This is a genomic window from Blautia segnis (genome assembly GCF_014287535.1).
In the GTDB taxonomy this organism is placed as follows: Bacteria; Bacillota; Clostridia; order Lachnospirales; family Lachnospiraceae; genus Blautia_A; species Blautia_A acetigignens.
Window position 1 is genome coordinate 19,762 of the sequence record NZ_JACOOT010000020.1, and the last position, 13,423, is coordinate 33,184.

Genomic DNA, 13,423 nt, shown 5'->3' on the forward strand with positions numbered 1-13,423 from the left:
GCAACCTCTTTTCTTCAAATGCTTCTTTCTGTCCACTCGTAGCTTCCGCTGCCCACATCATATACCTGATTGTTCCAGTATACCGTGGCTGTTGTATTTGCCGGAATAGAAACAGATAGTTTTTCCTTGTCCCAGTATACAGAGATCTCTCCTGCCTCACACTCGAAGGTTCGTCTGCACCAGGACAGATGACTGTCCATATCCGGCCGGATCACGATATGGGAATAGCCCTGGGTATCACTGTCAATTCCTGCAATATGCCGGCAGATCCAGTCATCTACACAGCCAAAGGCATAATGATTGAAGCTTACATACCTTCCTCCTCGGGCAGCATCATCTGCATCCCAGGATTCCCAGATGGTTGTTGCGCCATGATCCACCTCATACAGCCAGGAAGGCCGTTTCTCCTGCCACAGGATCTGATGGGCGGTTTCTGTTTCTCCCAGATCACACAGCACATCCAGGATAAAGGGAGTAGCCAGAAATCCGGTGCCAATGCACCTGCCGCTTTTTTCAAGCAGACTTAAGAGCTTTTTCTTATAAGCATCGTATAGATCTTCAGGAACCAGACCAAAGGCAAAAGCCAGCACATAAGCTCCCATCAGGTCATCCGGCATCAGGTTCCTGCGCATCATTCCTTCCTGAATGGAGGTTTTCATCTTTGCTGCTATGGTTCCATAGTCCTTTGCTTTGTCCTTTTTCCCGAGGACTTGACAGATTTCCGTCATCTTCTTAATTGTGGCATAACCAAAAAACGGGGTGGTATAATAAGCGGTCTCCCTGCAGATTCCAAAAGGCTCCCCTGTATGGTCCTCTCTTCCCGGTACAAGCCACTCTCCAAAATGGAATCCCGTATTCCAGAGATACCGGTCATACTGTTCCGGGATATCCAGGGTGCTCTGTTTTTCAGCAGCATGGATAATGTATTCACACCATTTCTCCATGGCCTCATAATTTTCTTTCAGTACCAGTCTGTCTCCTGTGACCTGATACATTTCATAGGGGATCCAGACAATGGCATCGCTCCATCCGGCAACACCGGATATTGTATCCTCTCCATATCTGGCAGATACATCCTTCATCAGATTTTCATACAGCTTCATATATGGAGAAACGATCATAACCACGCCATCCCCTGCCTGATCAAGCCGGACAGAGTTCAGCCAGCTTTTCAGGAAAGGCGTGAGCTTTTCGTTTTTCAAAGCCGTTTTTGCATATATCAGCAAATCCCCGGTATATCCGCCTTTTTCCCTTGACGGGCAATCGGTGGGAACAGACATCATATTACTGTATTGTGACCACCGGACATTCTGATACAGGCGATTCAGCCGTGCATCTGAACATGCAAAGGTTCCGGCATTCTCCTTTGCCGTACTTAAAAGAACGGCTGTGAAATCCTCTTTACGGACATCTTCTATGCCTGTAACACGGATATAACGGAATCCATGGAAAGTAAACAATGCTTCATGCACAAAGGATTCTCCTGCTGAAATCACAATGTCCTTCTGAGGAGCAAACATCGTGTCGATATAATTTCCCTTTTCATCAAGGATCTCAAAATAATCCAGGGAAACTGTCTGTCCTTTTGGAACATCGATCCTGATCCTTGCCCTTCCGGCCAGAACCTGCCCAAAATCCACGATGGTCTCTCCCGCAGGGGAGGTAAATACTTCCACCGCAGGAATCTCCCTTATTGGAAGGATCGGCTCCATAGGCTGTACATGCAGAAAATCATAACCGTAGTCTTTTATCATAACCGGCTTTTTTTCACCGGAAGCAAGGGTAAGATCCTGCTTTTCTCCCTGATAAAGATCTGAGTAGACAATGAAATCCGTCCTGCAGGTTTCACTTCCATCCGATAAGATCATTTCAGATGTCCCATCCTCATAAGTCAGCTCCATCTGAATGACGACAGACGGTTCTTTGTGTCTGTCTTGCATCACAGGCCCTGCCTGGCTGCTGAAATACCAGCCATCCCCCACATACATCTGAAGTACATTCCTGCCTTCTGTAAGAAGCTCCTTTACATCATAAACCTGATAATATAAGCATTTTCCATATGGAGTAAACTCCGGTGCAAATTCCCTCTGATCCGGCCGCTTTTTGTTCACGGTAAGTCTGTACACACCATGAGCAGATGCATAGATTCTGGCACTTTTTACCCGTTTTTCAAGCAGGAACTCCTTTTCAAAAAGAACCGGCGGATAACTGTTTCCGAAATTTTGTCCACATGCATTCTTTCTCTCAAATGAGCACTCGATCCATTTTGCCTTCCAGTCCGCCTGATGAAGAAAGGCTGTCTCGAACACCGCCTTGGCAGATGCACTTTGCCCATGGGAATCCCATACCGTCACGGTCCACTGATATCTTGCTTCAGAAAAGAGAGGGGATCCTTTATACTCAATAAAGGACTGTTCCCGTGAGTATACTTCACCGGTATCCCACAAGAAATCTTCTCCGCTTTTCACAATAATCCTGTACTTTTCCTGCATGACATTTGGTCTGCTGCTGGATATCTTCCATGAAAAACAAGGAGTTTTATCGATCACAGGCTGCTCCATATGCAGGGTTTTCAGATCATATAGCTTCATCCATTTTCTCCTTCGTCAGTTCATCCCAGAATGCCACGGCACGGTCCGTCCATCCTTCTGCCTCTGTCTCAGTTCCCAGGCCAAATCCATGGCCTCCGGTCTTCGGATGCTCATACCTGCTGGAAACGCCCAGTTCCTCCAGCCTATCCGCAAACTCTCCCGTATTCCATATCGGAACGACATCGTCGTCTTCCGCCTGGATCATAAAAACAGGCGGATAATCCTGATCTGCCATTTCGTCTATATTATAGGGTCTGCATATCTCCTCAGAATAGCCGGTTCCAAAATATCCTGCAAGCATGATCTGCTGAAGCTGTGCCGGAAGCGGATGGATGGTTCTCCATACGGAGATCAATGGATAGTCCAGCATGAGGATTTCTGCAGCCGGATATCCGTATTTCGCATATCCCAGTCCCTTTAACCCCCAGCAGGCAGCCAGATGTCCCCCTGCTGAAAAGCCTCCTACGGCATAATGTCTTGCGTCAATATCAAACTGATCTTCATGGTCTTTCAGAAACCTGTATGCAGCCGACAGATCTTCCATGGGTTTTGGAAACAGTGGCTCTTTCCCGGCCACACGATAGTTCAGGCAGAACACTGGCATTCCCATTTCACTTAATCTTGCTGCCACCGGAAAGGCTTCCCCCAGGGAACACACAGCTCCATAGCCACCTCCGGCAGCAAGGATCACAAACCTTTTCTGTCTATTTCTTTCGCCTCTTGGCGGAAAATAGATCAATTTCACATGTTCCTTTTCCGGACACTTGGCAATCTCCGCCTCACCATAAACGTCAAACAGGAGCTCTTTCCCATCCCCCCCGTTCTCAATGATACAGTTCAGGCCATATGCCATATCCTTTGCACTCCATGTGGGTGTCTTATCCTGAATATCACGAAGGGTGCGGCTCTCATCCGACAGATGTTCCGTTCCGTCCTCTGCCGTATTATAGATCAGATAATGTGCGATTTTCTTTAATACTCTATCATTTTTTATTTCTTTTACCGTTGTATCAACTGTGATCATTATCTCAGTCCTTTCTCACGCAGTTCTTTCTGAATCTCTGCTATTCCATTTTTCTCAAGGTCAACTTTTGAGAAGCAGAATGCTGCCAGGAGATACAGAACTGCCGGGTATACACTTGCCAGCAGACGGATCATAAGAATGGCACTGTCCGGCTGTGTCACTGCAACATCTGCCTGGCTGCTGATATAACCGCTCGTTGCCATCATAACACCGGAAAGGCCCGCTGCAAGACCAATGCCGATTTTTCCTCCCATGGTTGCAGCTGAGGAGATCGTACCGTCCATGGGTTTTCCGGTTTTGTAAAGTGCATAATCACAGATTTCCCCTGTCATTGGAATCAGGGCTACCGTAAATGGGATCACCGCCACACTTCCGATAGTTTTTCCAACCATAAATATGGCAAGATTGGTGTTCGCAAATAAGATGATCAGATGGCTGATTGCTGCAGTGACCATCCCAAATACCACGCAGTTTCGTTTGCCAAGGCGGTTGATCATCGGCACTGCAAACGGGAGCAGGAATACCATCAGCATGCCCGGAAGGTTGATGATCGTCGCAACCCCCACATCCTGAAATACATATTTTGCGTAATAATTTGCAACAGGAGCTGCGGAAAGATTATAAAGGATGGTTCCAATGGCAAGATAGATAAAGTATTTGTTTTTGATCAGTGCCTTAATGGATTCTTTCACTGTCTGGTTTTCCTTTAGCTGATCTTTGGAATTCTCTGTTACCGTCTCTCTTGTGCACAGAACACCGATCACACAGGCCAGCACTGCCATTACTGCAAAAACAAGCGTTGCCGTTGTATAAGCTTCCTGGCTTTCATTCATCGCAGAAAGGATTTTCGGCACCACCAATCCGATCATAAGTACCGGGATGAGGGATCCATAAGCAGAAAATACCCCAAGGACACCTCTTTGTCTGGAATCTGATGTCAATAAATTGTTCATTGTTCCACAGGCCACCGAAACCATGGTGCCAAAGAATGGGTTTGCAAGGAAATAGCATCCGGCGCAAAACGCAACCTTGCCGGTATAAGACAGGTTTCCCGGGCAGTTAAAGAGCAGCATGATGGAAACGGCAATGCCGATCCCTCCTGCCAGTACCCACGGCCTTGCTTTGCCAAGCCTTGTGTGTGTGCGGTCAATGATCATTCCCATGATAATGTCCGTGACCCCATCTGTGATTTTTGTGATCATCAGGATCATTGCCACAGCCCCCATGGAGATTCCCACTGCATCTGTGTAATAGAGATTAATATAATTCGGCACATATCCGGTTGCCACGGCACTTACCATGGCACAAAACAGAATCCCGATCTTCTGGTTGGCTCCAAGCCTGTTCTCTGCTGCTGTATTCTTTTGCTTCTTCTGTTTAAACATGTTATCCTCCTTACGCCCGGATGGCTCTGATTTCACCGATCGCCCGGTCGAAGCTTTCTGTTGGATTGCGGAACAATGCCGCACGGGTTTTCGAATCATTCAGGCATTTATTCATTGCTTCCTGATCCTCACGGTTTGTTCCATAATAGATCTCCGGCACATATTTTTTCAGTATCTCAACGGCTCTTTCATCTGCAAACAATCTTTCATATGGTGTGTCGGCAGAATATAACGCCCGATAGTCCTTATCTGTCCGGATATGGAAGTCATAGCTTCCTGCTTCCAGAATCTTTGATTCCTGTTCCGGCAGGATCACCTCTGCCTCACATCCAAATGGAATCTCGATGTAGAAAGAAAGGCTTCCATCGTCTTCAATACGCCAGTTAGAAACATATTTTCCGCTTACGCTGTCATAGCTACATTCCATATGTCCCAGACGTATTTCCGGACAGGGCGCGATCCTTGCCTTTTTAAAGCCCGGTGCCGTAGGAACGATTCCTGCCGCATAACGGTAAAGAAATTCCACAACGCTTCCATAAGAATAATGGTTCAGGCTGTTCATTTGTGTTCCGCTTATGGTTCCGTCAGGAAGCACGCTGTTCCAGCGCTCCCAGATCGTAGTCGCCCCCAGGTTTACTGCGTACAGCCATCCCGGAAATCCTTCATATAAAAGCAGGTCATAGGCCTTATCGACCATACCGTTTTCTGCAAGCACACAGTTCATCATGGTGGAGCCCACAAATCCCCCCTTCAGCCTGTTCAGGTCCTGCTTCATCCTGTTTTTCAGTCCGTCGATAACTTTTTGTTTATCTTTATAAATACCGAATTTCAGTGCCACAAGATATCCGGTCTGGGTATCCACTGCCAGTCGTCCGGAAGATGTAAAGTATTCACTCAAAATCGCTTCTTTGATATCCTCTGCCCTGTCCGCATATTCAGATACTTCCGCAAGCCCAAGTGCCTCGGCAGCATCTGCCACATATCTTGTGGATGCCCAGTAATACATGGAACACACATAGCCGTTATCCGTCCTGCCAAAGGTACTCTGCTCTGTGGCTCCGTCCAGTGCCAGCCAGTCACCAAACTGGAATCCGAAATCATACAGATTTTTCTTTCCCCTGCTGCAGTCCTGCCGGTAAACGTAATCCACCCAGTCCTTCATTAAAGGATAATTGACTGCCAGTTCTTCCTTACTTCCATAATAATCATACAGCATTTTGGGCATAAATGCCGCCACATCACTCCAGATACCGGCTGTCAGGCCCGGAAAGGCATTTGGCAGGTAAATTGCCGCACCGCCATGATTCCTTTTCTGGTCAGAGCGTAAATCCCGAAGGAATTTATGGTAAAACGCCCTTGTATCCATGTGATAGCCTGCCGTTGTGCAGAATACCTGTGCATCTCCTGTCCAGCCCAGACGTTCATCCCGCTGGGGGCAGTCTGTGGGCATGTCCACAAAATTAGATTTTAATCCCCACAGAGAGTTGGAAAAGAGCTGATTGATCTTAGGATTTCCCGTTTTTATGAATCCGATCTGATCCATCTCAGAATAAATTGCCCTTCCTTCAAAGCAGGAGGCATCCACCTGTTCAAACCCACTGACTTTCACATAACGGAAACCGAAGAATGTAAAACGTGGCCTGATTTCTCTTGGTACGCCATCCGATACATAAGTAAATCTGGATTCTGCGTGACGGTAATTCTCATGATAGAAGTTTCCTTCCTGCAGGATTTCCCCAAATTCCAGGGTCATGGTAATTCCCTGGGGAATCGGCTGCGTACATACCACATGCCCGGCGAAGTTCTGTCCGAAATCCAGCACGGTTTCCCCTGCCGGAGTATGGATCACTTCCTTTACAGGCAAATGCTCCATATCATGCAGAGCCGATGAGTATCTTGCACACAGCTTTCCCGGTGCCTTTATCAGAACCGATTCTTTCCAGGATTCTGCCTGCCAGTTTCCATAGTCCTGGGTTTCTCCATTATAGATATCCGATAATGTGGTAAAGCTTTTGCGATACTGCCAGCTTTCATCTGTACAGATTGTTTCCGTGGTACCATCTGCATACCAGATATGCAGCTCTGCGATCAATGCAAGGGGACGTTCATAATGTGTCGGCTCTCCCAGCCCAAAATGTCCGCGGTACCATCCGTCGCCCAGAAGAACCATCCATTCATTTTCCGTATCCAGCAGCTCTGTCACATCATAGGTACAATACTGGTAATGCTCCTCATAATCATTGATAAATGGCGCCAGCAGATCATTTCCAACCTTTTTTCCTCCCAGATAAGTTTCAAAAATACCAAGACCACAGATATATAACCTGGCAGATTTTACCTCTTTTGTGATAGAAAAGTCTCTTCTGAATTCCGGATGTGTATCTTCTCTCCGGACTCCAATCCACTTTGCCGTCCACGGCTCTTCCAGCTTTGCTGTCTCAAAGTACAGGACTTCACTTTTACTCTCTTCCCCCGCGTCACTATGTACCGTAATCTGATAATAATAGCGGGTATACGGTCTCATGGAAAACTCCAGCACCGTACCCAAAGAATCCAGGCCGCCTTCCTTTTCCCAGATAACCTCAGACATTTTTTCATCCTTGGCCACCTGAATTTTTGCCTGAGTCTGTTTCTTTCCTTTATTGTTTCTGACTTTCCATGAGCAAAGCAAATGTTCAAAATCAAAGCCCATGGGATGATCCAATCCATTTATTTTTACTGCATAAATTTCCATTTTATCCTTCCTTCTTTGTCTTTTGTGTTTGTCTTCGTTTTTGATGGTTTCATTTTATCTCCGGTTTCTATAAATGAAATCCACTTATATTGGTCAAACATCATATAATCTTGTTTTTTTCTTTTGTTTGCTATATAATAGAAATATCAAACTCGAAATGAACGATATATCATCCTGAACCAACAAGATTTATGGAGAAAAGCTATGTTTGAAAAAATACTATTTACCAACATTGTTGCCAAGAACCGTCTTTTATCGAAAAACCTGACAAAAAAAGATTATGAAAATCCCGTTTATAACAAAGAGAATCTCATGAACTCCAAATTTGTAATCAGCGGCAGTGCAGATTCTTTTCAAATACCGCCGATCACAGATTTTGCTGTTCAGAATCTTTTTCATGTGGAAAGTTTCATGATCTTTCATTATGGCTTTGATTCCTTTACAGAGCGGCAGAATTTCCATTCTTTTCTTATCATGTATACTTACTCCGGTCAGGGAATCCTTACCTATCAAGGGAAAAACTATACTCTGAAAGAAGGCGATGGTGCATTTATCAATTGCATGGACTATCATCTTTATAAAGCAGACAGAATGCAGTGGGATACGGCTGTTCTCCACCTGAACGGACCTCTTCTTGCGGCATTTCATGCACAATATATGCAGAATGGTTCTCCCGTTTTTCATGAAGAAACCAATGGCTCCTTTCAGAAACTTCTGGAGCATCTTCTGAAGCTCTACAGCATTCCTCACCTTTACCGTGACTGGCAGGCATCCACATGCATTGACAATATGCTGAATCATCTCCTTCTATTAACGGCCCCGGAGGAAAAAGGAAAAATCAACACACCGGAATACATCCGCTATCTGATAAAATATATGGAAAATAATTATACACAGAAGCTGACCCTTGACTATCTCGCAGAATTTGCCTGCATGAATAAATATTACCTGTCCAAAGAATTCAAAAAATATACCGGATTCTCTCCTAATGATTATCTCATCTCCCTTCGGATCAACAGGGCAAAACAGCTTCTGGAAGGCAGCTCTCTGCCGGCATCTAAGATTGCCCATGAAGTAGGTATCCACGATATCAACAATTTTACCAATCTGTTTAAAAAGAAAACAGGCATGACCCCCATTCAGTATCGGACTACCGCACAGGAAATATCTATTCATCATTATCAGAGCGGAACAGACAACATGGTATGATGTTTTGACAAGATTATATGATTCATATGGATTCTTGATAAACTATAATCTTCTCAGATTCTATTATGATTTCTATTTACGGAGGATAAATTATGCTTGAAAAAGAGAAGATTCGCTTTTTTGATACAGAAAGACTGACAGAAACGAAAGATTTTTCAGCACACTGTAAAACTTCTTATCTGCAGTCTGCCCTAAAAGACCGTTTTCCTGATATGAAGTTTCAGGTAACCTCTGCCTCCATCAACCGAACCGGCATGTATGTTTCCAAAGAAGCTGCATGGATAAAGCTTATTGGTGGTGACAACCGGATCCGTAATTTACCCCCTTATTGTGAGGTCACCATTGATGTCAGCACAGGCAGGCATACCCAGACGATCATTATCTGGTCACCCTTTGCGTGGAATGACCGGTTTGCTGGAACTGCAGGAGGCGGTACATGTACAGGAGGAAGAGAACAGATCAATACACCAAATAATACACAGAGAGGCTGGACCATGGGTTATGCACTGATAAACGGTTTTACCTGTGCCACCACGGATTCTGGTAATCAGGGAAGTTGCAGCAAGTGGGGAAGGGACAGAGAATGTCTGGAAAACTGGAGTTACAGGGGAACCCATAATATGACAATCTTTGGAAAAGCAGTCGCTGAAATCCTGCACGGCCGACCAGTCAGATATTCCTATATGAACGGCGGTTCCGGTGGGGGCAGACAATCCCTTGCAGAAGCACAGTTTTATCCGAATGATTACGATGGTATCTGGGCAAGCTGCCCTGCCATCAACTGGACACAATTTCTTGCTTCCGGTCTTTGGGCTGTCACTGTCATGAATGAATATGATCACATTCTTGGTTTCCACAAAATCAACGCTTTCCGAGATGCTGTGCATAACAGTGTCGGAGGGAAAGAAAACTATTTCCGAGTGGAAGAGAGAATTGATTTTGACCCATATACCATCCTGGGTCAGAAGACAAAAGGAGGGAAAATCACAGAAAAGGATTGTCTTGTCATGCAGGAAATCTGGAAAGGACCTCATACCACTGGAAATGATTTTCTCTGGTACAGCTTCCTTCCCGGAGGAACCTTCTGGAATAAAATCATCCCGATTGGCTCCTTTTACTATCCATTGATTGGAAAAAGACCGAAATGCTTCTCATTGGTTGAACAATATGTTCATCTTGCTTTTGAAGATCCCAAGAAGGATCTTCTCCATCTGAAAATCAGGGATTTCGAAAAAGTCTTTGATACCTGTATCAGGAAACTTGGCTGGCTTTCCTGTGATCATGCAGATCTGCGTCCCTTTGCAAACGCAGGCGGAAAACTTATCATTGACCATGGACTTGACGACCCGCTCATCCCGGTAGAGGGAACCATTGATTATTACCATCATATGAGAGAAATCCATGGGGGGCAGAATTTCATCGATCGATTCTGCCGCCTTTACATAAATCCCGGAGATGGACATGGCAACTGTCACACCAACGGTCCCGGAATGACAGAAAGCACCGGAATACAGGCATTGATGAACTGGGTAGAACATAATAAAGCACCGGAGAATCTTCCTGCTGTTCTCGTAAATCAAAAAACCGGAAAAACGATTAGAAAAGGTATCGTAAAACCCTGGCGGGTTTGAGTGTAATTGAGTAGGAGGACTTTCACCTCGAACTTCTCACGGAACCGTACGTGAAAGTCTCCCTTCATACGGCTCTTATCATTTAACAATACGAATACATTTTGCTCCAATGAGCCGAAGCAGGAAGAACTTCCGAAAAGAAGTTGTTTTTGCAATATAGGATAATGCTCCATGAAGGATGTTTTTCGGAATGCTGTTTCCAAAAAGCTGTTTTCTGTCCCTTCCGCATATCTTGGAGGCAGCGGCATCCTTTATGACGCAATCTTATGCTGCAATCATATTTTTCAGTTTCCTGGCAGTGACGCCCATTGGATGCTGCTGTAGAATTGATAGGTCATGATCACCCCGGAAGAATCAGGGGATAATTTTTGATCTCCTTCAAAGAAATCTCCTGGCTTTCAAGGGGGGTAAGGGTGGTTTTGCTTACCAGAATCTCCTGAAAAGGCGAGCTGGATCTGCTTTAAAGAAAAAGTCCGTAAAGCCATCAACATGACTTTACGGGTCCGAAAAAACGAATGGTTCTGACTTCAATACACTATAAAATGATGTCTTCCAATTCTTACTAGGAAACATTCTCAAGCTGAATGGAGCGTTAGCCCAATAATATTTCCCTATTTATTTCATTGCACACAAATTCTCATCAATCCATTTCTGGACATCTTTTTTACTTACCTTAACCAGACGAGCTCTTTTGGGGAGGTGCCTTCGTTGGCTGCTGGATTTCTACGTCAAAAGGTGTATAAAACAGTTATGTCTCATACACCTTTGTTATAAAATCTTATGTTACACAAGTGTCTGTCCCATTGCCGCTGCAATTTCCTTTAACTTGTCGATAGCATAGCCTGTATATTTTGAAATCTTATCGACAGGTTCCTTTTCCTCGATCATCATCTGGGCCAGGGACATTTTTTCTTTTTCAACTCCCTGTTTCATTCCTTGCTCAATTCCTTGTTCAATTCCCTGGTCTACAAGAGCTCTACTTAGATTACACATGTCTCTCACCTCACTTTCAAATTCTTCTGTCATGGCAATATCAAAATCTTCATGTAACCGCTTCTTTTTTTCTTCTGGAGTGGCAGACGTTGAAAACAGGATATTTAGCAGGTCAAGAATCTCCAGTTCGCTTTCTTTATCTGCATCTCCCAGATTTACGATCACCACTTCCATCAGATCATAGCTTTGAGGATCTGTATAGGACTTCCCCAGTATCGTATCCTCAATTGTGTGATATTTGAAAATACCATTTTTGCGTTTTTTAGCCGGATCCGGACAGATCCAGATAGAATATGCTTTCTGGATCTTTTCGTAATGTTCATCTGTAAATATGGTTCCATACTGCTCTGATATCATTCTTGCACAATAATAAAATCCTCTGGTTACAAGTGGATATCCTGGAGTATCATTCAACTGGATTTCCAGATTGATAATAAGCTGTATAGGTTCAATGTTTCCAGGAAGATAGGCTTTAAAACGGATGTCATAATATACAGTTTGATCCTTGACAGCGTTTGCCTCTGAATTCAAACATTCGATTCTTTTGTCTCCGTTTAGTTTCTCATCACGATCCAGCTGATCCTGGTGAACAGCACGTTTAGAAATTTCTGCGTCATCTTTCAGACAGTTATTACAAATAAAGTTCACGCTGTATTGAGAAAATTCTTTTGTACAGGATTTTAAGATCCATGCTATGATTGCTTTGTAAGTCAATATTTTTTTCGCACATTCATCATATTTCGCACGGTCTGATATAAGGTCAATGGTCACATTAACAGTGTTTTTATTATAAACAGAAACGCTTAGAAGTTCAAGTATATAATTTTTATTCGGGAAAATTCAGAAAATCATGGGATTTTTCGCATTGAAATGATCATTATATAGAAAATCCGGCTAGAATAACAGGAAAAAGTATAAAATATCAGGTAGTATCAAGGAATGCTATAAAATGTTATTTAGTGTTATTTAGTGTTATTTAGTGTTATTTATTATATCTTGTTAGGATTGACGGAAATTATAAAATTCCTGTTTGGTCACTTTTTTGCTGTAAATATTTATTCCTATATTATGAAGCAAAAAATGAACGCCATCCCTTTTAAACACGCATGATGAAATGCGGTAGTTTTCAAGAGATGGCGTTCATTTTGCTTTCATATATTGGCTGGCTGATTATTTCATCAATTCTATTAGGTCACTTCTGTCAATTGGAATTTTGGGAATCCCGCGTGGCTGGGGAGGTCCGGAATTTTCAGCCCAAGGGTTTGGGCAAATCGTTTCATGCTGCTGGCTGATAACTTTATTCTTCGAAGTTCTTTCCAAGGAAAGGTAGGAAACGGACATTTTGCGCAGATCCTGGCGTAAGGCTGGTTGATAAAATTATTTTGTCTCTGGGAACCGTTCCGTCCCCAGATCAGGTATCCGGAAGGATTAAAATCCGGGGCTGTTTTCTGACAGGCTTCCAAGCGTTCCTTCTGGAGCCGGATCTCGTCCATCACAAAATCGGCCAGGTATACCATTTTCGTGTTTTCTTCCGGGATGGTGATGGTATCCGTTCGATTGGGAAGATCATCTTTTACGGGAAGCTGCAGGCAGATGGTCTGGTTGTAAAAATGAATATCCCGGAACGTGACCGTAAGGATTTCTGAAATCCTCAGGCCGGCAGTGGATGCCAGAAGCATGGGAAGATAGAGAACCGGTGCTTCCAGTTTGCAGATCTGCAGCATTTGGAGAAGCTGCTGTGGAGAATAGGTACCGGAAGGAACTTCGTAATAATTATGCAGATCCTCTTCTGCTTTTTTTCTTTCTTTCATTATGCGGACTGCATCCGCACTGTTATCCTGCGTTGTACAGTAATG

At 44.1% G+C, this 13,423-nt stretch carries 8 protein-coding genes; 2 read left to right on the forward strand and 6 right to left on the reverse strand.

Annotated elements, in window-relative coordinates:
• Positions 1 to 14: 14 nt before the first annotated feature.
• From H8S54_RS08990 to H8S54_RS09005, 4 genes are read right to left on the reverse strand one after another with little or no spacing between them, the layout of a single operon-like run.
• Complete coding sequence (locus H8S54_RS08990; protein ID WP_173768401.1) at positions 15 to 2,591, reverse strand: family 78 glycoside hydrolase catalytic domain; 2,577 nt, start codon at positions 2,589 to 2,591, stop codon at positions 15 to 17.
• A complete protein-coding gene (locus tag H8S54_RS08995) occupies positions 2,578 to 3,615 on the reverse strand; it encodes an alpha/beta hydrolase (RefSeq protein WP_173768403.1) in 1,038 nt (345 codons plus the stop codon). The genes H8S54_RS08990 and H8S54_RS08995 overlap by 14 nt, the downstream gene beginning before the upstream one ends.
• Positions 3,615 to 5,000, reverse strand: coding sequence for an MFS transporter (locus tag H8S54_RS09000; RefSeq protein ID WP_173768405.1), 1,386 nt, complete (start codon positions 4,998 to 5,000; stop codon positions 3,615 to 3,617). The genes H8S54_RS08995 and H8S54_RS09000 overlap by 1 nt, the downstream gene beginning before the upstream one ends.
• Positions 5,001 to 5,010: 10 nt before the next feature.
• On the reverse strand, positions 5,011 to 7,734 hold the full coding sequence (locus H8S54_RS09005; RefSeq protein WP_186901330.1) for an alpha-L-rhamnosidase: 2,724 nt from the start codon (positions 7,732 to 7,734) through the stop codon (positions 5,011 to 5,013).
• Positions 7,735 to 7,938: 204 nt separating this feature from the next.
• Here H8S54_RS09005 and H8S54_RS09010 point away from each other — a divergent pair, with 204 nt between their 5' ends.
• Complete coding sequence (locus H8S54_RS09010; RefSeq protein WP_186901331.1) at positions 7,939 to 8,943, forward strand: helix-turn-helix domain-containing protein; 1,005 nt, start codon at positions 7,939 to 7,941, stop codon at positions 8,941 to 8,943.
• 92 nt (positions 8,944 to 9,035) lie between these two features.
• The gene (locus tag H8S54_RS09015) at positions 9,036 to 10,574 is read left to right on the forward strand and encodes a tannase/feruloyl esterase family alpha/beta hydrolase (RefSeq protein WP_186901332.1); all 1,539 of its coding nucleotides are present in this window, start codon (positions 9,036 to 9,038) and stop codon (positions 10,572 to 10,574) included.
• A gap of 783 nt (positions 10,575 to 11,357) precedes the next feature.
• Here H8S54_RS09015 and H8S54_RS09020 read toward each other — a convergent pair.
• Together H8S54_RS09020 and H8S54_RS09025 are read right to left on the reverse strand one after the other, a co-directional pair.
• Positions 11,358 to 12,215 (reverse strand): Rpn family recombination-promoting nuclease/putative transposase, encoded by an 858-nt coding sequence (locus H8S54_RS09020; RefSeq protein ID WP_243000438.1) that lies wholly within the window; start codon positions 12,213 to 12,215, stop codon positions 11,358 to 11,360.
• A gap of 539 nt (positions 12,216 to 12,754) precedes the next feature.
• Positions 12,755 to 13,378, reverse strand: coding sequence for a site-specific integrase (locus H8S54_RS09025; protein ID WP_186901333.1), 624 nt, complete (start codon positions 13,376 to 13,378; stop codon positions 12,755 to 12,757).
• Between the last annotated feature and the right edge of the window lie 45 nt (positions 13,379 to 13,423).

What these genes read in the sequence shown, in the direction of transcription:
- H8S54_RS09015 (WP_186901332.1), top strand. Translation starts at nt 9,036, where the DNA reads ATGCTTGAAAAAGAGAAGATTCGCTTTTTTGATACAGAAAGACTGACA.
- H8S54_RS09005 (WP_186901330.1), bottom strand. Translation starts at nt 7,734, where the DNA reads ATGGAAATTTATGCAGTAAAAATAAATGGATTGGATCATCCCATGGGC.
- H8S54_RS09010 (WP_186901331.1), top strand. Translation starts at nt 7,939, where the DNA reads ATGTTTGAAAAAATACTATTTACCAACATTGTTGCCAAGAACCGTCTT.
- H8S54_RS09000 (WP_173768405.1), bottom strand. Translation starts at nt 5,000, where the DNA reads ATGTTTAAACAGAAGAAGCAAAAGAATACAGCAGCAGAGAACAGGCTT.
- H8S54_RS09025 (WP_186901333.1), bottom strand. Translation starts at nt 13,378, where the DNA reads ATGAAAGAAAGAAAAAAAGCAGAAGAGGATCTGCATAATTATTACGAA.
- H8S54_RS08995 (WP_173768403.1), bottom strand. Translation starts at nt 3,615, where the DNA reads ATGATCACAGTTGATACAACGGTAAAAGAAATAAAAAATGATAGAGTA.
- H8S54_RS08990 (WP_173768401.1), bottom strand. Translation starts at nt 2,591, where the DNA reads ATGAAGCTATATGATCTGAAAACCCTGCATATGGAGCAGCCTGTGATC.